The following is a 22188-nucleotide window of genomic DNA, read 5'->3' as shown; positions in this document are numbered from 1 at the left end:
CACTATTGACATATATGTAATTATGAGTTAGAATAAAATAACAGCAAAAAACACATTTGCATAAAGCCTCACCGCAAATGTAATTTTTATGCTGTAAAAAATACGAAAGGAGAATAAAATATGAATGAATACGAAATATTATCTTTAATATTAGGTTGCTTCAATCTAATGTTAAATGTTTTCAAACTATTTTTCCACAACAAGAAATAGCTCAAGTTAGGAGAGGCATAACTAAACATTGATGCGTCTCCTTTTCTCCTTTTCTATATAAGTATAATCAATTATACTTTTTACATGATTATATTATACACCATCTTCTCAAAATAGTAAATATTTTTATTAAAAATTTTTAATAAAAATATCTACTATTTAAGAAATTTTAAATCTCAGGTTTGATGCAACATTTTTAAAACAAAACAGCCTTATTTTTATTAAAAAAGCTTTTTGAGTGATTTAACTTTATAGTTAATACTCAGAAGGCTTTTTCTGTCTATCTTAAGACTGCTTCTGCCAAGGCTTTTTGGATAGCGATGACGCTGCGGTCGCTGGTAAATTGCAGGACTTCTGCTGGCTCTTGAGCGCTGGAAACCCAGATTTTCAGCTCGGCATCTAAGTCGAAATGCCCAGCTGTTTCTACTGAGAAGCGACTGATAGAGCGATAAGGAAAGGACTTATAAGAAGTCTTTTTGCCAGTCATTCCCTGCTTGTCGACCAAGATTAAACGCTTATCTGTAAAGACAATCAAGTCACGAATGAGGCTAAAAGCCAGTTCCACATTCTCTGTTGTTGTCAGAATATCCTCCAATTGTCTTTCTGTTTTTTCAATATCTTTCTGAGAGGCATTGCCTAATAAACCGCTGAATAATCCCATCATTCGGTCCTCCAATCTATTTTTTCCTACTATAGCATTTTCACCTCCAATAAGCAAAAGAAAACTGCCAGACAAAACTGGCAGTTTGTTTTATTTTGTCAAAATTGACAAGGTTTCTAGCAGATTATCGGCGTGGACTTCAATGGTATCGCCAGTAGCCTTAATCTTGACTTCGACAATGCCTTCTGCAGCTTTCTTACCAACTGTCACACGGATTGGGAGACCAATCAAATCGCTGTCACTGAACTTGACACCAGCGCGCTCATTGCGATCATCCACCAAGACCTCATAACCAGCACTTAGCAAGTTAGCCTCGATTTGGTCAGTTAGCGCCAAGGCTTTCTCATCCTTGACATTGACCGGAATCAAGTGCACATCAAATGGTGCTAGCTCTTTAGGGAAGTTGATGCCCCAAGCATAGCGGAATTCACCCTTAGGAGTTTTATTGACAAAGAGACGGGCATGCTGCTCCATAACAGCAGACAGGAGACGGCTGACGCCTATACCGTAACAACCCATAATCATCGGTACTGCTCGGCCATTTTCGTCCAAGACATTGGCGTTCATGCTGTCAGAGTAACGAGTTCCCAACTTGAAGATGTGTCCAATCTCAATCCCACGAGCAAACTTGAGGACACCTTGGCCGTCCGGTGAAATTTCACCTTCACGAACCTCACGGATATCTACATATTCAGCGGTAAAATCACGGCCTGGATTGACACCAGTCAAGTGATAACCATCTTCGTTAGCACCCACTACAGCGTTAGCCAGGTCTTGCACCTTGCGGTCAGCGATGATTCTCACGCCTTCTGGCAGATTGACTGGCCCTAGTGAGCCAAATCCTGCTCCTAGGAGCTGACGGACTTCATCTTCACTAGCTACGTCAAAGAAATCCGCTGCCAAATGATTTTTCAGCTTGACTTCATTAAGCTGGTCATTGCCGACCAGAAGTGCTACGACAGGAGACTCGTCAGCCATGTAAACCAAGGTCTTAATTGTCTGGCTTTCATCCAGTCCAAGGAAGGCAGCAACTTCGTCAATTGTCTTGCAGTCAGGCGTGGAAACGCGGGCAACTTCTTCCTCAGTCACGACACGTCCTGCAGGCTTGTATTCATCCGTCGCCATTTCAAGGTTGGCAGCATAGCTGGACTCACTGGAGTAAGCGATGGTATCCTCACCAGATACCATCCAGCTGGTCAATTCTGTCCGAATAGCTTCCTGAACATCTTCAGGAATTTCATCAAAGCTGGCTACAGACTTGTCCAAAACCACCCAGCGATTCAAATCCGTCCGGTCTGGCGTAATGGCCATGAATTCCTGACTGTCCTTGCCCCCCATAGCACCACCATCACCGATAATGGCTTTGAAATCCAGCTCGCTGCGGGTAAAGATTTTCTCATAGGCAGACTTGTATTCATCATAAGCTACATCCAAGCTGTCATAGTTAGCGTGGAAACTGTAGGCATCTTTCATGATAAACTCACGCGTCCGCAAGAGTCCGTTACGGGGACGTTTTTCATCGCGGTATTTAGGCTGAATCTGATAGAGATTGAGCGGCAGCTGTTTGTAGGATTTAACCGAATCACGGACGATAGCCGTAAAAGTTTCCTCATGGGTTGGCCCCAAGATAAAGTCGGATTTCTCACGATTTTTCAGCTTATAGAGGTCTTCTCCATAGGTCTCATAACGGCCAGACTCGCGCCAAAGGTCTGCACTGAGCAGGGCAGGCGCCAGCATCTCCACTGCACCAATCTTGTCAAACTCTTCCCGCATGATTTTTTTTGTTTTTTCAATCACACGATTAGCCAGCGGCAGATAAGAATAGACCCCAGCTGAAACCTGACGGACATAGCCAGCCCGCAGCATCAGAGCGTGACTGATAACTTGAGCATCGCTAGGCATCTCACGCAGGGTTGGAATTAACATTTTACTTTGTTTCATAAAAACAAAACTCCTTGACTTTCATTGAATAATTTCTTTTTCATGGCTCTATGAGCTTCGAGCTCTTAGAAGAATAATTTCATAATATCGTTCCAAGTAACGGCAATCATCAAGATGACCATAATAGCCACTCCAGACAGAGTGATATAGGTCTCCGTTTCTCTTTTCAGAGGTTTTCTGCGGATAGCCTCCAGAATATTGAGGACGATTTTTCCGCCATCCAAGGCTGGAATGGGAATCAGGTTGAAAATACCGATATTGAGCGACAGCATGGCCAAAAGGCTAAGGACTGCCGGCAAGCCTTGCTCTGCAGCCTGACTGCTGAAATTGTAAATAGCGACCGGACCGCCCAGCTTATTGATATTGAAGTTGAAGACGATATCTTTCAGAGCTGACAAAATGCGAACTGTGGTAGACCAAGCTGCAGTAAAGCCGCCAATGACCTTGTCCCAGAAGCCTGTCTTGACCGTTGGAGATACCCCTAGCAGATAACGATTGCCGTCTTTTTTAGGCTGTACGGTAATCTCTTTCGTTTCGCTGCCGTGCTTGTAGGTAACTGACAAGGTCGGCGCTTCCTTACTCTTGGCTGTGATTTTCGCCAGAGCACTCGTTAGATCCGCCCAGTTGCTAATCTCATAGTCATTAATCTTAAGGATTTGGTCATTATTTTGAACCCCAGCAGCTGCTATAGCACTGCCATCCATAACTTGGAAATGATTGCTGTTCTCATCGCGAACGCCGCCCTGAACAAAGGCCAGCAGCATAAATACCAGCACGCTCAGGATGAAGTTATTCATAGGCCCAGCAAAGTTGGTGATGAGGCGACCCCAGATACTAGCATTCTGATACTGAACATCCAGCGGTGCAATCCTCACCTCAGTGCCGTCTTCTTCAACAATCGTTGCATCATGATCTACTGCATAAGTCTTGAGCTCGTCAAGGACCAGACCTGTGATTTCCAGCTTTTCCTCAAAGTCAAAGCCGGTCACATTCATGGGCAGAGCTGTCTGGTCAACCTTTTTGCCAGAGAGATTGATGCGAACCACCTTGCCCTCTGCATCCAAGGTCAGACTAGCCGGTGTCCCCACCTTAATGTCAGTGGAGTCTTCCCCCCAGCCGGCCATGCGTACATAGCCCCCCAAGGGTAAAATCCGAATCGTATAGGCCGTCCCGTCCTTGCCAATATGGGAGAAAATCTTGGGTCCCATACCGATAGCGAACTCTCTGACCAAAATGCCGGACTTCTTCGCAAAGTAGAAGTGTCCGAACTCATGGACCACCACAATGATCCCAAAAATAATAATAAAGGTTATAAACTGCATGGACTTCTATATTTTACCTTTCCTAGAAATCTTGTTTTTGCTTTTAAATCAAAGAAGGAGCAGAAAACGGCCAAATACCGAGCTTCCCGCCCCTGCATAGCTGACACTCTTGAAAATAGGATAGAAACTCAACTCAAAATTTTTGAGCTCCAAATCCCAGCTCCTTCTCAGATTGTACGGTCTTTGGACAAACTTGCCATCCTTTGCTTTCAGCCATGCACGACTGTCTTAGAACAAGCCGAAGAAATGCATAAGCGGAAAGACGAAGAGAAGGCTGTCAAAACGGTCCAAGATACCGCCGTGGCCAGGAATGAATTTACCAGAATCCTTGACCCCGAAATGACGCTTGACTGAGCTTTCGACCAAATCACCTAGCTGGCCTGCAATACTAAAGAGCACTGCCAGAATCAAAAAGACAAGGGCATTATAAGGTGCGTACACTTGCGGTCGAACCAACATAAAGATTCCAGTCACTAGAACAGCTGATAGAATACCGCCCAAGCTTCCTTCAATAGTCTTATTAGGAGAAACTCTTGGCGCCAGCTTTCTTTTACCAAAACGCACTCCGACCAGATAAGCTCCACTGTCAGTAGCCCAGACGATAAAGAGAGCTAGCAGGACCTTGTCAATATTCATCAAGCGGGCATCAATCAAAGCATTAAAACCAAGACCGACATAAAAACTAGCTGCAATCGGATAGGCCGCATCTTCAAAGGTGTAGTTGGAACCTAGAACAGTAGAAATCAGCAGAAGGAAGACGACCAAGCCATAGGCCACGACATTACCATCCACTGGCAGAAACTTCAGATAGTTCTCCAGGGGCAGGGTTAGGACAAAGGCTGCCAGCATGGCTAAGACACCTTCGATGGTCGCTGTCGGCAGACCTTTCATTTGGAGAAATTCATGCACCGCCAGCATAGCCAGCAGCCCCACAAAAATCTGAAAGATGACGCCTCCTGTCAATACCAGAGGAATAAAAATAGCAAGAGCGATTCCCCCAAAGATTAGACGTTTTTGTAAATTTTTACTCATACTCTTTTACTTTCTCCCTTAAACACCGCCAAAGCGTCGATTCCGACGGCTGTATTCTGCAATTGCAGCCTTCAAAGCCTTCTCATCAAAGTCAGGCCAGAGGATATCCGTAAAATACAGCTCACTGTAGGCTGACTGCCAAGGCAGAAAATTGCTGAGGCGCAACTCTCCACTGGTCCGAATCACCAGATCCGGATCGCGCAGCATCTTAGGTAAGTTGCTGGTATAGAGGTAGTTGCCAATGACTTCCTCAGTAATGTCACCAGGACTGAGTTTGGCATCCAAAACATCCTGAGCAATCAGTTTAACCGCCTGATTGATCTCATATCGTCCACCGTAGTTTAGGGCAAAATTGAGAATCAAACCTGTATTGAGCTTGGTCAGGCTTTCCGCCTTTTCCAAAGCTTCAAATGTCGCCTTAGGAAGCTTAGCCGTATCACCAATCATCTGGATCTTAACATTGTTCTTGTGCAGCTCCGGCACATAGCGGTCGTAAAATTCAACCGGCAGATTCATGATAAAGGAAACTTCCTTTTCCGGCCGAGACCAATTTTCCGTTGAAAAGGCATAGACAGTCAAGACCTGAACACCCATTTCCTTGGCAGCAATCGTCACCCTTTGCAAGGTTTCCATGCCAGCCTTATGACCGAACACGCGCGGCTGCATCCTTTTTTTGGCCCAGCGGCCATTACCGTCCATAATGACAGCAATGTGTTTGGGAACATTCAGCGGTGCGTTCAGCTTTTCTTTTTTCTTAAAACTAAACATACTTTTTATCCTATTTAAAGTTTTGTCAGTTCATTATATCATAAATCCTTGGAATGTGGGCAATTCATCCGCTTTTTCAAGCCTGATGACCTAAAATAAGGACAGAATGTCAACTAAAAAAACCAAACTCACCCAGCCTATCCAAACTTCAAGGTGAATGAGCTTGAAACCAGACACCTCCTAGCCACATGGGTCAAAACAAAAAAACAGCCCGCAAGCTGTTTATTTCTTTACTCTTCAATCGCTGATTCTTCCTCGGGAACGTCAACGCTTCCTTCACCGCCAGCAACAGCAGGAATGCCCTCAGTCAACGGAAGTACAGTCTTAATAGCTGTCAGTTCAAAGGTCAGGTAAACACCGTCCACATCCAGAACAACTGTCTTTTTATCTGTGTCCACTTCATCTACCGTTCCGTATAAACCGCCGATGGTAATGACTTCATAACCCTTTTGTAGCTTGTTAAGGCTTTCCATACGCTGCTGAGCCTGTTTCTTTTGAGCACGCATTTGGAAATAGGTCATCCCTACCAGTACAACCGCAAATACAATAAGCATAATTGGATTCATATCTTTTCTCCTTCGAATGTCATATATGAACTACTATAGCAGATTTCCCTTATTTTTACAAGACGATTCTGACTTTTCAGGCAAAGTCCATCTCAAGTCGGACAAAGCATGACTGGCCTAACCACATTTTTTAAAAAGCAAAAATCAGGATGACTAACACCCTGATTTTATGTCTTCTTATTTAAGATTTTTAACAACTTCTGCTACGTGTTCAACTGTAAAGCCGTATTCTTCCAGCACCTTACCTGCTGGAGCAGATGCACCAAACTGGTCGATTCCGATAACTGCACCGTCCAGACCGACATACTTGTACCAAGGCTGGCTAGCTGCCATCTCAATCGCTACGCGACGACGAACTACATTTGGCAGAATTTCTTCTTTGTAGGCTGCATCTTGAGCATCAAAAAGCTCTGTTGATGGCACGCTGACCACACGAATTTTAGCGCCTTCTGCTGCAAGTGCTTTAGCAGCTGCAACTGCCAAATTAACCTCAGAACCAGAAGCCAGCAAGATCGTGTCAAAATCTGCTCCTGTTTCGTAGACCACATAAGCGCCTTTAGCTACCTTGTCAAAGTTTGTGCCTTCTTCAACTGTCAGATTTTGACGGGTCAAGACCAGAGCAGTCGGAGTAGATTGGCTCTTAAGGGCCAGATACCAAGCCGCTTGAGTTTCACGCGCATCTGCTGGGCGGAAAACAGTCAGGTTTGGAATAGCACGCAGACCAGCCAAATGCTCAATCGGCTCGTGAGTCGGTCCATCTTCACCTACTGCAATAGAATCGTGTGTGAAGACATAAGTCACTGGCAAACCTTGCAGGGCAGACAAACGGACAGCTGCCTTAACATAGTCTGAGAAGACGAAGAAGGTACCACCATAAACGCGAAGTCCACCATGAAGCGCCATACCGTTAAGAATCGTACCCATCGCAAACTCGCGCACACCAAATTGGATATTGCGGTTAAGACGATGAGCGTCATCCTGCAGGCCGTCTTCCTTGATGTAGGTCATATTGGAGTGAGCCAAGTCAGCAGAACCACCGAGGAAAGTTGGAAGCACCTTAGCTGCTGCATTGAGGGCATCCTGACTAGAATTACGGGTCGCTTGAGAGAAGCCATTTTCAAGCACTGGGAAGTCTTCTAGCTTAATCTCTACTGGATCTTGACCAGCAATGATAGCTGCTACTTCTTCTGCCAACTCTGGATGGGCTTGCTTGTAGTCCTCTACTAGCTGCTTCCATGCATCGTATGCCGCTGCACCACGCTCTGCCACATTTTGACGGTAGTCAGCATAGACTTCCTCAGGAATCTCAAATGGCGCATAGTCCCATCCCAAGGCTTTACGAGTAGCTTCCGCTTCTTCTGCTCCCAGAGGCGCACCGTGAACTGCATTCGTTCCTTGCTTGTTTGGAGAACCGTAACCGATAACCGTCTTGACTTCAATCAAAGATGGTTTGCCGGAAGCTTTAGCTTCATTGATAGCTGCATCAATCGCTGCAAGGTCTGTTCCGTCTTCTACTAAGGCAGTATGCCAGCCGTAGGCTTCATAGCGGGCGCGAACATCTTCTGTAAAGGAATCCTTAGTCTCTCCATCTAGGTTGATATCATTTGAATCATAGAGAACAACCAGCTTGTCCAGCTTTTGCAGCCCAGCATAAGAAGCAGCTTCAGCTGAAACCCCCTCCATCAAATCACCATCACCACAGATGACATAAGTGTAATGGTCGAAAATTGGGTAGCCTTCACGATTATACTTGGCAGCTAAGAAACGCTCTGCCTGAGCAAAACCAGTAGCTGTAGAAATCCCCTGTCCCAGTGGGCCAGTAGTAGCATCAACACCAGCTGTGTGGCCAAACTCTGGGTGACCTGGTGTCTTAGAACCCCATTGGCGGAAGTTTTTGATTTCCTCCATGCTGACATCTTTAAAGCCAGACAGATGAAGCAAGGCATAAAGCAGCATAGAACCATGTCCTGCAGACAGGACGAAGCGATCGCGGTTAATCCAGTTTGGCTCTTCTGGATTGATACGAAGTTGTTTAGTAAACAAGTCATAAGCCATCGGTGCAGCACCCATGACTACGCCAGGGTGACCTGACTTAGACTTTTCAATCGCGTCAATCCCTAAAAAGCGAATGGCATTAACTGATAATTGTGACATTGGATTCTCCTTATTTTTACTAAAATCTGTTCTGACATCAGAACAGGATAAACAATGGTCGTAGAAACGATAAAAATTGCCTCATATCTATTATAAGAAAATTATCCCTATATCGCAAGATAGGGATAAACTCATCGGATACTTTCTGAAGCCTTTATCCATTTGAACTTTTGCTTCATCAAGTAGAAAAACATTTTATAATCAATGAAAATCTAAGGGCAAACTTGAAAGCTAGCCAAGGACTGAATTTGAAAACAGCATGGCAGGGCTGACAAGGTTTAAAGATTTTCAAAGAATATTAAAGGAGGGCTTTAAATTGAATATTGGACTCTTGCTCGAAACAGTCATCAAAGCCACGAGGATGGTGGTATTCGATTCTATCTTTGTCCAGAGGATAGGTATACTTGCCGCCCACTTCCCAGATGAATGGATGGAACTGATATTGAAGGCGCTCTTTGCGCATCTTCCACAAGGCTAAAATCTCATCCGTTGAAGCCATAAAGTTGGACCAGATATCATAGTGAACTGGGATGATGACCTTGGCCCGCAGGTTTTCAGCCATACGCAGTAAGTCGATAGACGTCATCTTGTCCTGAATACCGACAGGATTGTCACCATAGTTATTGATAGCTACATCAATCTGGAAGTCCTTACCGTGCTTGGCAAAGTAGTTAGAGAAGTGAGAGTCTGCACCGTGATAGATGGTTCCGCCTGGTGTTTCAAAGACATAGTTAACTGCCTTGCGTGCCATTTCTTCATCGGTCACAGCCAGTCCCGCCAGTTCCCCATCTTGAGCTTCAGCACCTTCGACTGGCAGGGTCACCAGACAGGTACGGTCAAATGATTCAACAGCTGTCACCTTGATGTCCTTAAACTCAAAGCTTTCACCTGGCTTGATTACCATGATGCGTTCTTCAGGCACACCCCATTTTTTCCAAATTTCGCCACACTCATACGGTCCGACAAACTTAACATGGTCCAAGTTAGGATTGTTGACAATAGCCGCTGCGGTATTGATGTCAATGTGATCGCTATGGAAATGAGAAACTAAATAATAATCTAGTTCATTGATAGCAAAAGGATCGATAACCATCGGCTGCACGCGCAGATTGGGCTGCAGCTTGCGGACACCAGCCATATTGGCCATCTGATGGCCTCTGACCATATCTTTAACCTTCTTGGTTGATTTTCCTCGGTTAGACCACAGATCCATGACGACATTGGCACCGCCCGGCGTCTTAATCCAGACACCGCAGTTGCCCAGCCACCACATGGCAAAATTGCCTTCTGGCACTACTTCTTCTTCAATTTCTTCATTGAGCCAAGTGCCCCATTCTGGAAAAGTTGACAAAATCCAAGATTCTCTGGTAATGTCTTTCACGTTTGGCATAGTCCATTCCTCCTCAAAAATTGATTGATTTCTATGCTTCTAGTATAGTCCGCCTCAAGGGATAAAAAAAGACCAAATAAAACACAGGTCTGTGTTCAAGATTGGACTTTATTTTTTGATAAAAACACCCGCTATGCGGGTGCGCCTCGAAGGTTATACCAAAAAAACTCCAAACGCGATACAATAAAGGTGTTCAAGCCCATTGTGAAGCGAAAGGAGAAAAATATGGTGCAAAAGGCACATAGTTTATCACACACAAAGTGGATGTGTAAATATCACATTGTGTTTACACCTAAGTATAGACGAAAAGTCATCTATAATCAATATCGAAACAGTTTGGGTGAAATATTCCACCGATTATGTAGTTATAAAGGTGTTGAAATTATCGAGGGTCACTTAATGCCAGATCATGTACATATGTTGGTAAGTATTCCACCGAGGATAAGTGTTTCTAGTTTTATGGGGTATTTAAAAGGTAAAAGTGCTCTCATGATGTTTGATAAGCACGCCAATCTAAAATATAAGTTTGGGAACCGACATTTTTGGGCGGAAGGCTATTACGTGAGTACAGTAGGACTTAATGAAGCCACCATCAAGAAATATATCCAAGAGCAGGAAAAGCATGATATAGCGTTGGATAAATTGAGTGTAAAAGAATATGAGGATCCCTTTAGGGATAGTGGTAAGTAATGCAAACACCTCTTTGAGAGGTTTGTGACGAGTCAAGAGCAATGAGGCTTGAACAAAGTGAAAGCCAGCGTCTTTAGGCGCTGGCTGGTGATGTGGGCTTATAGCCCTAGGACAAACCACCCGTTAGACGGGTGGTTATGATTGAGAATATTCAAATAGATGAAACTCCAAATCTCACTCCAATGATTAGCTGTATTCCAAAAAATATGGAAAGTCAAAGGGTAGTAAATGGACTTGGTGTAGCGAAAAATAAAACCTATCACAGCACCAGCCATTGCATAAAAGAAAAAATCAATCCAAGACCAAGGAAAGCCTATAATGTGAAAAATACCAAAGGCTGCTGCCGAAACAAGAACATCCAAGAAATATTGGGAATTCCTGAAATAACTGGTCATAATAGCTCCACGAAAAACCAACTCCTCACGAACAGGGCTCAAAATAGACATCACGAACAAGTGACTGCCCCATACAAATGTGCTAGGATGCGCATATCTAATATCATCTAAGCCTTGTTGATTTGTCGTAACGTAATTAGGAAACCATTGCCAATACTGCTCGTTAAAATACTGAAGGAAATAATAAAGTCCCACTGTTACTAGAATATAAGACAGTTTTATTTTAGAAAATTTAAAGATAGATTTATCACCCCAGCGCCAAATAGCAAAAATTGAACAGACAATCGTAATTAGCAAAGCAGACAAATAAATCGTCATTTCTAAATCGCTGTAGACTTTTACTTTCCTACCGTTTAAAAAAACTTCAACCCACACGGTTGTTAACATTTTTACTAGAAAAAGTAAAATAATTGGATAGATATATTGGATGATTTTTCTTTTCATATGCAAAATAAAATAAAAGATTTTTCAGAAAATTAAAACACAAGTCCTCGAAATGTACATTTTTGTCCGTGAACTGGTAAAATCAGGCTAATTTCCAGTCAAAATCTGCTTTTCGACCAGGTTTTCGATTTGGTACTGGAGTTCCTTGGCTTCTTCGCTATTGGCAAGATAATGCGCCAAGAGCCGCTCTAGCTCACTTCTGAAATCGCTGTGCTGACTGGCTGTCAGGCGATACTTGATAAAGCGGTTGAGCTTGACCACGTCTTCATAGTCAAAAATAGGATTGACCTGCACCAGCGGAAATCTACTGCTAAGCCCGTCGCTGGTCACAATCAGCAAATCCACTTCCAACAGGTCTTCCACGCTCTTAAATTGCTCACTGGTAAAGACCGCGCGGATATAGTCATGCGGAAAATAATACTGGCACTGCTTGAGCAAGAGGCGCTGGACTGCCACCCCCTCATCGCAGACAATATAAATCTGCTTGACCTCCTTGGGCCTCGTCGCCTGCGGCTTCAAAGCACCACCTAGGTGCATAGCCAAGTAGGCAATCTCGTCTCGCGTCAGCGAAATGAGCCAAGCCTCCTCCAAAATCCCCACGCTCTGCTCGGTATAGTGATAAAGCTCAGGATACTTTTGCAGAATGTGCCGCGTCAGCGGATTTTTGGACAAAATGCCGTAAGTCTTGCGGAACAAAAGCGCCTTACAGTGGGTCATGAGATTGCGAATCAGGTCGTCACGATTTTCCAGCTCATAGGGAGAATGCGCTTCAAAATCCCAGATGAAATTGTCAATGGCCAGATGCAAATCCGCGAAATCTTCACTAGTTGCATGTAAATCCTGGTCTTTTCGATAAGAAAGCAACAAAACCGCAATCCAAGACAGCTCAATCTCATCCAAATGCAAGCCCAATTTTTCGTCCAGCAAAGTCTGAAGCTTCTTAGCCGTGCTGTATTCCACGCGCTTACGAATAAGAGAAAACTCGCGGTACAAATCGTCCCTCTCCTGCTCGCTCAAGGTCATATTACGGTAGGACAGCAGCAGATAAGGCAGAACTTTGAGCATAAACTCGATTTCATAGCGATTGATTTTCTTGCCCAAGTCCTGCTCGATAAAATGCACCTGCTGGTTGAGAAAAATTTGTAATTCCTCGGACAGCAGCACATCTTCCTGCACAAACTGCTTGATTTTACTTCCCAAAATCCGCATAAAACCGCTATTGCCCTCAGAAAAAATCGTGGTCAACAGAGCGTGAACGTACTGGACTTTATTGAGCGGGTGGCATTTGAGAACATAGCCCTGCGACTTGGTTGTAATGAGACTAACCTGATACTGCTCGACCGTCAGCTGGCTACGAATGGTGTTGAGGTCGTTGAGCACTGTATTACGCGACACCTCGGTCAAATCCATGAGCTTTTCAATCGTCACGCGCTCTTTCAAGACGCAGATAAAGAGAATCATCAGCTGCATGCGCTCTTCCATACTCATGACATAGCTGTGAGCATCCACGCTTTCAAGCAAGGCTTCACAAGCCTCTCGTTGTTCCGCTGTCAAAACCAGTCCGACCCGCGGCTGGCTGACAATCTTGTCCACTCCTTGAGGCAAAGCGTCGTTTATTTTTTCTAAATGATAATAAATTTTGCGGCGCGATTGCCCTGTGGCACGAGAAATCGCCATAATTGTTTCAGGCTCTGTCAACTGCAAAAGATAGTTGAGCAAGACAGAGCTGCTTTTATCTAAATAAATCATTTGCTTTTCTTTCCTTTAAACTTCCTTTCTAGTATATCACAACCGCTTACAAAATTGAAAGATGAAGGATTTTTCAGCTACTTGGAAAGTCTTGTTTCCCACTCCCTTGCATGTTATAATAAAAGAAAAAAGGAGCTCTCCATGAATCTTGAAGAACAACAGTATCATATTCTTTCGGGTGCCATGTACAATGACTTGACTCCCGAGTTGGTCGAAGCACGCGAAAAAACGGTCTTTCTGACCAACCGCTACAATGCCAGTTTTGGACAGCCTGCTAGCGAGCGGCAGGCTATTTTAAAAGAAGTGCTTAAATCCGTCGGAAAAAATGCCCATTTTGAGCCGACTTTTCGTTGTGAGTTCGGCTACAATATCAGCATCGGGGACAATTTTTATGCAAATTTTGACTGTGTTATGCTGGACGGCGGCGGTATTGAGATTGGTGACAATGTCCTTTTTGGACCGCGCGTCGGACTCTACACGTCCAATCATGCTCTGGATGCTTGGGAGCGTAGTCAGGGGGCTTGCTATGCCAAGCCGATTAAGATTGGCGACAATGTCTGGCTAGGTGCTGGCGTTCATGTCAATCAAGGTGTGACGATTGGAGACAATAGTGTCATTGGCTCAGGGAGCGTCGTGACCAAGGACATCCCAGCTAATGTTGTGGCGGCTGGCGTTCCTTGCCGCGTCATTCGACCAATCACTGACCAAGACAAAAGCAATTATCAACCATAAAATTGAGGTAGGTGAACCTACCTCAGTTTTATTTTTCCAGCAGCCGCGCGATGTCTGCTTCTAAGTTTTCCAAGGAAGTCGGATATTCTAGGGCAAGATAGCGCACATGGCTAAAGCGCTTCATGAGGCTAGGAGCATCTAACTCACCCTCAAATAAACTAGCAATCTCCACTTGACCATTTACATGACGGTAATTTTTGCAGTGGAGGTAATCGGTAACTTCTGCCAAGCTAGCAAAAGCCTGCTCTATATCTTCTCCCAGCCAAGCCCAGTTGCCAAGGTCAAAGACGAAAGCAATAGGCAGGTCTGCTGCGCTGACCTTGTTCATCATCAAACGGCAATTCTTGATACTGGCATAAAGAGAGTCTTGGTTATTTTCCAGCTTAAGTCCGACAGATGATTGAAAACTAGGCGCCAACTCTGCCAAAGAAGCCACCGAAATATGACCGGCATCGCCCGTGTTTAATTTGACAAAGGGAGCGCCCAAGAGCTCCGCTTCCTGCCGCAAAGTCTTAAGTTTCGGATTGACCCTATCTCCTATGACAAAATCCTCATTGACACTGTAAAAGAGCGACAGCCCTAGCTGGTCGGCTTTTTTTCTGATGTTTTTTAACTCTACATCAATATCCCCTAAAAACTCTCGCCGAATTTCAACCCTTGAAAGTCCTAGCTCTTTGACGCTTTCTAGCAAATCTTCTTGCTTGACTCCCCTGTCTAATTCTTCCTTAAAAGCAATCGTGTTGATAATCAATTCTTCTCGCTTTATTTTCATCCTAACCCTCTATTCTAATGTCGTCCGTAGCTGACAAAGCTCTGCCCAAGCAGGCTCCATGGCTGCAAGCAAACTTTGGTAAACGCGATATTTCCTTTGGTAAAGCTCATGTTCCTTAGCCTGAGGCTCAAAGCGCTCCTTGACCCGAACCATTTTTTCGACAGCTTCTTCTAGGCTCAAATCATCCACCGCTTGCAAGCAAGCAATGGCGCCGCCCAGACCCCCTAATTCTGGCGCTTCAACCGTCTCTACTGGGATATTTAAAATATCAGCGAACATCTGCATCCAAGCTGGCGAATTTGTCGCACCGCCTGACAAGCGCAAAGCGCGCGGTCTTTGCTCAACCGTCGCTAGCAAATCATCGATATGCTGCTTGTGCGCATAGACAATCCCCTCATAAACCGCCCGAATCATCTCTGACTTGCTGGACTGGGTTGTCAGACCAAAGAAACAAGCCTCAGCAGCTCTGCCGATATTGTTGCCATAAAGAAAAGGGAAAAAGAGAATCTTGCTGTAAGAAGCGTCCGTCTCCTGCAAAAACACTTCCAGTACATCGTAAATAGAGGAATTTGAAGCCTTGAGATGTTGGATTTCCTCCATCATCAGCATTTTTATCATAGCATCCAAATTGCCCGCCGAAGTTGGGCTGCCTGCCTCTATCAAAAAATCGCGATTGGGAAAATAAGAGTGCATCAAGCCGCTATCTTGGCTGACTGCCGTCTTGCTGGGATAAGTATTGATATTCCAAGTGCCTGAAATCACGCTAAAAGTGCTGGCGTCTAAGACGCCAGAGCCGATTGCGCAAGCATCAATATCAAAGAGCCCACCAACCACAGGCGTTCCTGCAAGAAGTCCCGTTGCTGCGGCAGCTTCTTGGGTCAAGCCACCAACAAGCTCTGCATAGTCCACTTGGGGCGCCAAAAGCTCGTACATTTCTTCAATACCAAAGAAAGCCGTAATTCTTTTGTCGTAAGTACCCGTCTGGAAGTTAATCCAGTGATTGCCCGAAGCATCTCCTATTTCTTGCTGAATACGCCCAGTCAGCTTGAAGCGGACATAGTCCTTGGCCGACAGAATTGCCCCAATATTCTGGTAAATCTCTGGTTCATACTCTTTGAACCAGCGAAGCAAAACGGGATTTTGCACGGCAGCAACATGCTGGTGCGTCAAGTCCCAGATTTCGTCTAGCCGCTCCTCAAATTCTTGAGCCAGCTCGACCGCTCGCTCATCTGTAGACAAGATACCGCGCGTAAATTCCTGACCGTTTTTGTCCAGCAGATAGAGGCCTTTCCCATGACCAATACAGGCAAGAGCGCTGATGTCTTCTGCCTTAAGCTGGGCATTTTTGACAGCTTGCCTCATAGCCTGACGAATCCCCTGCCAGGTCTCTTTCAAATCCACTTCGCGATAGCCTGCTTTTTCCTCAATCTTCTTGGTACTAAAAGCAGACTGCCCTAATTGTCGCCCTTCTTCATCAAATACGATTGCCTTGGTATTGGTGCCCCCATAATCGATACTTAAAAAATATTTCATTTTTCTCCTCCGATTTCAAGTATAAAAGAAGCTGAGATTGCCTCACAGCTTCTTTATGAACAAGCACATGCGGCTTTAGTACAAGCCTAATTCCTTAGTCGCTGCATCAACCGCTTCACGGTTTGCTTGAACAGCCGACGGCTTAAAGTAAACGCGCTCTGCATTATTGTAGAGGACATCTTCTAGCTCTTCTGGCGTGAAAATATCCACGTGCTCCAGCCAAGTTGCCAACTCTTCATAAGTGTTAAAAGTAGCTGACCAAGGCGAATCTGTGCCCCAGATGATGCGCTTCGCTCCCAGCACTTCCTTAGCAATCCGAACATTCTTTTCAGATTTAGGGAATGGGAAAGTATCTGGACGGTCAATATCTTGGATAGCAGAAATATCTGTGTAGATGTTTGGTAAATCTTTCCACATGCTGAGTTCCGCCCGCAGACGATTTGGTGTATCTGCATGCGGGAATGACAAATGGCAGACAACAAAGTCAAGGCTTGGGTGCAAACGAGCAAGATTGGCAATAGCATCCGGCTGGTGGCTGATTTGGTCAAAGTTGCCATAGTCCACAGTGATAACGAAGCCTGGATAATCCAGCAAGTAGCTCAAAATCAAGCTGACATGCGGGTCGCTGTCCAAGCGGAAAGGCGTCTTTTGTCCACGATAGCCGTGGATACCACCACCTTGGCTGATTTCAAATTTGAGTGCTCTAAAGCCCAGCTCTTCTACATGACGGCGAACAATCTGCATGGCATTTTCAGCAAATGGATCCACCGAAAATGCGCCTGTAAAGCGGTCTGGGTAGCGCTTAATCGCCAGATGAGTATAGTAGTTTTGATAGCCATTCAAGTGTCCTTGCAAAATCACCGCTTTCTCAATATCATTGGCATCCATGTACTTCAAAAAAGCCTCTGCTGTAAAGTCCTTGTCGCCATAGCCGTCTGGAATGAGCTTAATCAATTCGCCGTCGTCCCAAATGGCATAGCCATTGCCCAGAGCATTCAGTCTGCCCTTGCCGTTAAAACCAGCAATGGTATTTAAAATATGTGCATGTCCGTCAATTTTCTTCATGATACAGTCCTCCAAATTCAAATCTGTCATTCATTAGTCTTCGCTAATCATAATCTTTTCTTTACTTCCTTCAAAGCCACTATTTTTATCTGCCATTTTCCGCAAATAAGCGTAGATAGACTCGCGTTTTGTCCGTAGGAAGAAAAGAGACACTAGGTAAACAGCAATCGTCACGCCAATCCAAAGCGGATTGCCCGAAATCCAAGCAAAGAAGACGAGAGCCGTCAAAGGGTGAGCCAAAAGATTGAAACTCATAATCAAGACCACTCCTGCTGGCAAGACCGCTCCATATTGCTGCACAGCTTCCGTATAAATTGGACCGAGGGCGCTGGCCGCATAAAGTCCCAGTGAAAACCAAACGATTCCGTTTAGGATCGCCTTGAGGATATTTCCTTTTGATACGGCAATCATGGCTTCAATCATAAAGGGAATAGCAATCAAGTCAACGACTGGAAGCGCGCGGTTGCCCGGCAAAATCAAGGAAATCAAGACCATGATTGGCACCAGAATGAGCCCCGCAATGATAGTGGCAGGTTCACCAAAACCAACTCCGTCATCCACTGCGATAAACCAGCGTTTCTTGTCTGCCAGTCCGTCTTCTTCTTCGCTTTCTTTTTTCTTGTTCTTTTCGACCGCTTCAGCCAGAGGTCCGAAAGCGCTTGCAAAGACGCCTGTAATCAAGGGGAAAATGGTCATAACGGCTGCAAGTGACATGGCAAAACCTAGAATGCCACCCCAGACTTCCAAACTCGCCAGATTTTTCAAGCTACCGAGAATCCCGATAATCATCCCCAGCAAGAAACCGAGAGTCATGGGTTCTCCGAAAATTCCCAGCTTGGTTTTCAGCGATTCTGGATTGAGTTTGACCTTGTTAATACCGATAAGGTTCCACAGCGGATCAAATACTAAGGCTGGAATCAAGGTTTCGATATTGTGAATAGAGTTGATTGTTGCATTTTTGACTCCGTAGTATTCTGACCAGCGCTCTGCTACCACTTCTGACATAATCAGTGAGTAAAGAAGGACAAAGACCATGAAAGCAAAGGAGAGGATAAAGTTTCCTGTTGCCGCATAAGCCATGGTTCCCCAAATCATGTAACCGAAGTTATTCCAGAGATTGGACGGTACAAAGACCCGCGTAATCCCAAAAAGGAAAAGAAGCAACTCAATCAGCAGACCAAAAACGAAGAAGGACAGACCGATTGAAGAAGAGAAGGCAGTCAGAGAACCCGTTTGCCAACCGATGTCAACGATAGGCAAATTGAGCCCTGCCGTGTCAACCATTTGCTGGATGTACTTGGTTACCAGCGGTGTAAAAGCAGAGATGACCCAGCCAAATCCTGTCAAACCAACCCCCGCGCGCAGGGCACTGAAAAAAGCGCGCTTGGGACTGACTTTCAAGAACAGACTAACAATAAAAATCATTACTGGCACAACGATTGTTGCACCAAAAACATCGAAAAATTTTTGTAAGGCTTCTAGCATAGTTTTACCCTTTTTCCTTTATTTTATTTGTTTACGACATTGACAGGGTTCCCTTCGAAGAAGGAAAGAATATTCGCTGCGGCTTCTGCTGCCAAGGTACGGCGACCTTCAATCGTTCCCGTTCCTGCATGCGGCGCCATGATAACATTGTCCAAAGCGCGAAGCTCTTCAGAAACTTCTGGCTCAAACTCAAAGACATCCAAACCAGCTCCCGCTATCTCTCCAGTTTTAAGCGCTTCAATCAAGTCTTCTTCAGACACAATCGGACCACGCGCTGCATTGATTAGATAGCTTCTGTTCTTCATTTTCTTGAACACTTCTTTGTTAAATTTGTGGTGAGTGGACGGTAGAGACGGAGCATGAATGGTAATGACATCAGCCTTCTCAACCAAATCATCAAATTCCACATAGCTAACGCCCAATTCTTTTTCCCTCTCCTCTGGCAATCGATAGAGGTCGTGATAGAGCACTTTCATCCCAAAAGCCTTGGCGAAGCCAGCCACAGTTGAACCAATACGCCCCATACCGTAGATACCAAGCGTTGCGCCCTCAAGTGTCAGCCCTTGATAGCGTCTTTCGCTCGGGTCAATCCAGTTTCCTGTACGGACAATCTTGTCATAGAAGGCTAAACGTTTGGTAGCGGCTAAGAGAAGGGCAAAAGTCATTTCAGCTGTCGGTACCCGCACGGCTTGCGGCGAATTGGAGACCACAATCCCTTTTTGTTTGGCGTATTCGATGTCCACATGGTCAAAACCAACCGCATTAAGAGAGATGATTTGCAAGTTTTTCCCCGCATCGATCATTTCCTTGTCCCCTTTTTGCCCCATTAAGAGCCAAGCGTCGTACTCAGGCAAGTGTTCCAGCACATAGTCGCGTGAAAACGGCTCCCCGTCTGAGTAGGTCACATCGTACTTTTCCATTAGCTTGACCAAGCCTTCCTTAGGCACAATTCCCGTCACAAGAACTTTCTTCTTAGACATTCTTTTCCTCCTTTTGTAGTTCGTAAAGAGCAACTGTATTTTTCCCATTATTCGCCGAAAAGATATAGGATTTTCCATCTTTTTCAAAAGCCAAACAGTTGCTAGAAGCAACTTCTGGAGCAATCATGTGTTCCAGAAAACGTCCATTTTCATAGGTAAAAGCAAGCAAGTGCTTCTTCCCTGAGCGCCAGCCAAAAACAAAGGTTGGCTGACCGAGTAAAGTCCCCGACCAGATAGCGTGCCCAAAAGGCGTCGCTTCTGGATAGGCAAATAATTCCTCCTTAAAATCTTCTGACAAAATTCGCAAGCTATCGCCATGGAAAGCCTGGATAATCATATTTTCCAGACGACCGTCACCGTCCATGTCCAACTGCACAATATCGCTCGTTTCTTCATCAAAGAGCTGGGTCAAAGTCCAGTCAGACGCACCCTGCGGATAGTCCAAACGATAAATCCCTTCCACCGCTGTGATAAGCGAGTAATGCTCCGCGTGAACAGGATAGTAACCGTGATTTTTCTTGAGCCGAAGTGGCAATTCTTCTACATTTGTCAGCTGCCTTACCTTTTTATCAAAATGACCGACAAAAATTTTCCCGTCATCCGACCAGTCCTCGACAAACTGCTTGGAATTGGCAATCGTACAACCGATAAAAAGAATAGCTCCACGCTCATTGTCAACTAAATCAAAGCGATGCAGATAAGGAAAAGCCCCCACTTCCGTGATTGTCCACTTGCCCTCGCCCTCGAACTGTCCGTGAACAATCCGGCAATCCTTGGCATCAAAACCGGGATAAAAGCGCTGGGTTGCCAAGAAATCCAGCGTCCCTGGCACTTGGATAATGGACATGGTGCCACCAACCTCGCTCCAAACCACCGTCCTTGCGAAATCGAGATTGACATCATAGGCCAAGCAGGCATTTTCGGTCTCCGAAGCCACCAAAAGATAGTCGTTAGCGCTATCGGTCAACCTTGCAACGGCATAGCAGGCATCCAAGGGGTCGCTTAATATTGTTTTACTATTCACTAGGTCTCCTTTCTAGACGAGCAATCAACCTTTCACTGCGAAATTATTTTCAAACTCTGGGCGAAGCGGTTAACTTATTTTCAAAAAATAAAAGTGAACTACGTTTCCCTTATAAAATAATGCTTTAATTTATGGTTAACCGTTTCACTTTTCTACTGTTATAGTATACACTATTCTCTTTAGAATTGCAAGCGGTTTCAAAAAATATTTTAAAAAAAGTATCCACTCGCGCGAATACTTCATTTCTAAAAAGAGCTTCTAAAAACTGTAAAGCTAGGAACAACAAGGAGTTGAGCAGGTTCCGCCGCTAGCTCTCCTCTTAATTTTTTGATTAGATGTTCTGCTGCCACTTGACCAATTTTATAAGAATCTTGGCGAATACAGGACACATTCGGATTTAAAACCTCCATCCATTCCAAATCCTCGTAGGAACCCAGACCAAAATCACGGGGATAGCTGTAGTCGGTCTTGTTCAAGATTTTCATAAAATCAAGTAGGGCTGGGCCGTTCATGGTGAAAAAAGCGATTTTTTCTTGCCTTTGCTCAATCAACTGAAGAATTTTTTGAGCTGTCCCGTCTTGTCCCAAAACCAAAAGTTTCTCTGGGTCAGCCGAAACCTCTTCTTTAAAGCCCTGATAACGCATTTCCCGCGTCGAAATCCCCTCAATCGGAAAGGTGACAAAGTAAATGTCTTCATAGCCTGCCTTCTTCATTTCTGCCAGAAAAGCCTTGGTCGAGTTACGATTATTAGATACAACCGTGTCCAGCGTCACTTCTCTCGATTGCCTGTCCACTAGAACCGTCCGCTTCTTACTCAGCTTTTGAATCAGGAGCGAATTGGCATCCACCGTATCGAGAATAATCCCTGAGACATTCTGCTGCTGAAGCCGCTCGATATTTTCCTGCTCAATCAGCTGGTCATTGTCCGAATTGGTAAAGTTAACCGTGTAGCCGTATTTCTTGCAAGTGTCATGAATTCCTTTGATAACTGAGGAAATGAAGGGGTTGGTGATATCCGCAATCACAACGCCAATCGTCTTGGTGTCTCTGGTCACCAAACTCTGCGCCATTTTGTTGGGTTGATAGCCCGTTTCTTCAATGGCCAGCCGGATTTTCTCCCTCGTCTCCAAAGACATTTTCCGCATATTTCCATTTAAGTAATAGGAGATCGTCGCCTTGGACACCCCAACCAAGCTAGCAATATCATTGATTGTTACTTTTTTTGTCATTTTGTTCTTTCTAACTCATCAAATTGCATTTATTATACCACTTTAA

The 22188-nt window shown here is 44.8% G+C and carries 19 protein-coding genes; 2 read left to right on the top strand and 17 right to left on the bottom strand.

Going from position 1 to position 22188, the window contains the following annotated elements:
• Nucleotides 1–490: 490 nt before the first annotated feature.
• The 8 genes from J1C86_RS01555 to ulaG form a co-directional block, all read right to left on the bottom strand.
• Nucleotides 491–871: a PH domain-containing protein gene (locus J1C86_RS01555; RefSeq protein ID WP_032905620.1), complete on the bottom strand. Its 381-nt coding sequence runs from the start codon at nt 869–871 to the stop codon at nt 491–493.
• 90 nt (nt 872–961) lie between these two features.
• Entirely contained in the window at nt 962–2812 is a 1851-nt protein-coding gene (locus J1C86_RS01550) for a proline--tRNA ligase (protein WP_002905400.1), read from the bottom strand.
• A 65-nt stretch (nt 2813–2877) separates the two neighbouring features.
• Nucleotides 2878–4134, bottom strand: a complete 1257-nt coding sequence (gene rseP, locus J1C86_RS01545) for an RIP metalloprotease RseP (protein ID WP_125407614.1) — start codon at nt 4132–4134, stop codon at nt 2878–2880.
• A gap of 228 nt (nt 4135–4362) precedes the next feature.
• A complete protein-coding gene (locus J1C86_RS01540) occupies nt 4363–5166 on the bottom strand; it encodes a phosphatidate cytidylyltransferase (RefSeq protein WP_125407611.1) in 804 nt (267 codons plus the stop codon).
• A gap of 18 nt (nt 5167–5184) precedes the next feature.
• A complete protein-coding gene (locus J1C86_RS01535) occupies nt 5185–5934 on the bottom strand; it encodes an isoprenyl transferase (RefSeq protein ID WP_002907966.1) in 750 nt (249 codons plus the stop codon).
• 230 nt (nt 5935–6164) lie between these two features.
• Nucleotides 6165–6500, bottom strand: coding sequence for a preprotein translocase subunit YajC (yajC, locus tag J1C86_RS01530; protein WP_002893835.1), 336 nt, complete (start codon nt 6498–6500; stop codon nt 6165–6167).
• A gap of 177 nt (nt 6501–6677) precedes the next feature.
• Complete coding sequence (gene tkt / locus J1C86_RS01525) at nt 6678–8654, bottom strand: transketolase (protein ID WP_125407608.1); 1977 nt, start codon at nt 8652–8654, stop codon at nt 6678–6680.
• A 298-nt stretch (nt 8655–8952) separates the two neighbouring features.
• Entirely contained in the window at nt 8953–10044 is a 1092-nt protein-coding gene (gene ulaG / locus J1C86_RS01520; RefSeq protein ID WP_002899062.1) for an L-ascorbate 6-phosphate lactonase, read from the bottom strand.
• Nucleotides 10045–10269: 225 nt separating this feature from the next.
• Between ulaG and tnpA the strand changes: the two genes are divergently transcribed.
• Nucleotides 10270–10734: an IS200/IS605 family transposase gene (tnpA, locus tag J1C86_RS01515; RefSeq protein WP_125407605.1), complete on the top strand. Its 465-nt coding sequence runs from the start codon at nt 10270–10272 to the stop codon at nt 10732–10734.
• Between the two features lie 98 nt (nt 10735–10832).
• Here tnpA and J1C86_RS01510 read toward each other — a convergent pair whose 3' ends face one another.
• Nucleotides 10833–11516 carry a CPBP family intramembrane glutamic endopeptidase gene (locus tag J1C86_RS01510; RefSeq protein WP_223312145.1) on the bottom strand — a complete coding sequence of 228 codons (684 nt, stop codon included), beginning with the start codon at nt 11514–11516 and terminating at the stop codon, nt 10833–10835.
• A 144-nt stretch (nt 11517–11660) separates the two neighbouring features.
• Nucleotides 11661–13322 (bottom strand): BglG family transcription antiterminator, encoded by a 1662-nt coding sequence (locus J1C86_RS01505; RefSeq protein WP_125407600.1) that lies wholly within the window; start codon nt 13320–13322, stop codon nt 11661–11663.
• 141 nt (nt 13323–13463) lie between these two features.
• Here J1C86_RS01505 and J1C86_RS01500 point away from each other — a divergent pair, with 141 nt between their 5' ends.
• A complete protein-coding gene (locus J1C86_RS01500; RefSeq protein WP_185755793.1) occupies nt 13464–14054 on the top strand; it encodes a sugar O-acetyltransferase in 591 nt (196 codons plus the stop codon).
• 28 nt (nt 14055–14082) lie between these two features.
• On the opposite strand, the gene J1C86_RS01495 is transcribed toward J1C86_RS01500, so the two are convergent.
• From J1C86_RS01495 to J1C86_RS01465, 7 genes are all read right to left on the bottom strand, one after another.
• The gene (locus J1C86_RS01495) at nt 14083–14826 is read right to left on the bottom strand and encodes a sugar phosphate isomerase/epimerase family protein (RefSeq protein WP_125407597.1); all 744 of its coding nucleotides are present in this window, start codon (nt 14824–14826) and stop codon (nt 14083–14085) included.
• Nucleotides 14827–14835: 9 nt separating this feature from the next.
• Nucleotides 14836–16359: an FGGY-family carbohydrate kinase gene (locus J1C86_RS01490; RefSeq protein ID WP_125407594.1), complete on the bottom strand. Its 1524-nt coding sequence runs from the start codon at nt 16357–16359 to the stop codon at nt 14836–14838.
• A 75-nt stretch (nt 16360–16434) separates the two neighbouring features.
• A complete protein-coding gene (locus tag J1C86_RS01485) occupies nt 16435–17424 on the bottom strand; it encodes an amidohydrolase family protein (RefSeq protein ID WP_032907832.1) in 990 nt (329 codons plus the stop codon).
• A gap of 33 nt (nt 17425–17457) precedes the next feature.
• The gene (locus J1C86_RS01480) at nt 17458–18909 is read right to left on the bottom strand and encodes a PTS galactitol transporter subunit IIC (protein WP_125407591.1); all 1452 of its coding nucleotides are present in this window, start codon (nt 18907–18909) and stop codon (nt 17458–17460) included.
• A 23-nt stretch (nt 18910–18932) separates the two neighbouring features.
• On the bottom strand, nt 18933–19889 hold the full coding sequence (locus J1C86_RS01475) for a 2-hydroxyacid dehydrogenase family protein (protein ID WP_125407588.1): 957 nt from the start codon (nt 19887–19889) through the stop codon (nt 18933–18935).
• A complete protein-coding gene (locus tag J1C86_RS01470) occupies nt 19882–20913 on the bottom strand; it encodes a hypothetical protein (protein WP_125407585.1) in 1032 nt (343 codons plus the stop codon). The genes J1C86_RS01475 and J1C86_RS01470 overlap by 8 nt, the downstream gene beginning before the upstream one ends.
• A 245-nt stretch (nt 20914–21158) precedes the next feature.
• Entirely contained in the window at nt 21159–22142 is a 984-nt protein-coding gene (locus tag J1C86_RS01465) for a LacI family DNA-binding transcriptional regulator (RefSeq protein ID WP_125407583.1), read from the bottom strand.
• Nucleotides 22143–22188 lie beyond the last annotated feature (46 nt).

Source organism: Streptococcus sanguinis, assembly GCF_050220005.1.
GTDB lineage: Bacteria > Bacillota > Bacilli > Lactobacillales > Streptococcaceae > Streptococcus > Streptococcus sanguinis_Z.
This window is presented reverse-complemented; position numbering and strand designations above follow the sequence as displayed.

Excerpts from the sequence above, each read along its gene's own strand:
- J1C86_RS01500 (WP_185755793.1), top strand. The coding sequence starts at position 13,464 with ATGAATCTTGAAGAACAACAGTATCATATTCTTTCGGGTGCCATGTAC.
- J1C86_RS01495 (WP_125407597.1), bottom strand. The coding sequence starts at position 14,826 with ATGAAAATAAAGCGAGAAGAATTGATTATCAACACGATTGCTTTTAAG.
- ulaG (WP_002899062.1), bottom strand. The coding sequence starts at position 10,044 with ATGCCAAACGTGAAAGACATTACCAGAGAATCTTGGATTTTGTCAACT.
- J1C86_RS01490 (WP_125407594.1), bottom strand. The coding sequence starts at position 16,359 with ATGAAATATTTTTTAAGTATCGATTATGGGGGCACCAATACCAAGGCA.
- J1C86_RS01535 (WP_002907966.1), bottom strand. The coding sequence starts at position 5,934 with ATGTTTAGTTTTAAGAAAAAAGAAAAGCTGAACGCACCGCTGAATGTT.
- J1C86_RS01555 (WP_032905620.1), bottom strand. The coding sequence starts at position 871 with ATGGGATTATTCAGCGGTTTATTAGGCAATGCCTCTCAGAAAGATATT.
- tnpA (WP_125407605.1), top strand. The coding sequence starts at position 10,270 with ATGGTGCAAAAGGCACATAGTTTATCACACACAAAGTGGATGTGTAAA.
- J1C86_RS01510 (WP_223312145.1), bottom strand. The coding sequence starts at position 11,516 with ATGTTAACAACCGTGTGGGTTGAAGTTTTTTTAAACGGTAGGAAAGTA.
- tkt (WP_125407608.1), bottom strand. The coding sequence starts at position 8,654 with ATGTCACAATTATCAGTTAATGCCATTCGCTTTTTAGGGATTGACGCG.
- J1C86_RS01465 (WP_125407583.1), bottom strand. The coding sequence starts at position 22,142 with ATGACAAAAAAAGTAACAATCAATGATATTGCTAGCTTGGTTGGGGTG.
- yajC (WP_002893835.1), bottom strand. The coding sequence starts at position 6,500 with ATGAATCCAATTATGCTTATTGTATTTGCGGTTGTACTGGTAGGGATG.
- J1C86_RS01485 (WP_032907832.1), bottom strand. The coding sequence starts at position 17,424 with ATGAAGAAAATTGACGGACATGCACATATTTTAAATACCATTGCTGGT.
- J1C86_RS01480 (WP_125407591.1), bottom strand. The coding sequence starts at position 18,909 with ATGCTAGAAGCCTTACAAAAATTTTTCGATGTTTTTGGTGCAACAATC.
- J1C86_RS01540 (WP_125407611.1), bottom strand. The coding sequence starts at position 5,166 with ATGAGTAAAAATTTACAAAAACGTCTAATCTTTGGGGGAATCGCTCTT.
- rseP (WP_125407614.1), bottom strand. The coding sequence starts at position 4,134 with ATGCAGTTTATAACCTTTATTATTATTTTTGGGATCATTGTGGTGGTC.
- J1C86_RS01550 (WP_002905400.1), bottom strand. The coding sequence starts at position 2,812 with ATGAAACAAAGTAAAATGTTAATTCCAACCCTGCGTGAGATGCCTAGC.
- J1C86_RS01505 (WP_125407600.1), bottom strand. The coding sequence starts at position 13,322 with ATGATTTATTTAGATAAAAGCAGCTCTGTCTTGCTCAACTATCTTTTG.
- J1C86_RS01475 (WP_125407588.1), bottom strand. The coding sequence starts at position 19,889 with ATGTCTAAGAAGAAAGTTCTTGTGACGGGAATTGTGCCTAAGGAAGGC.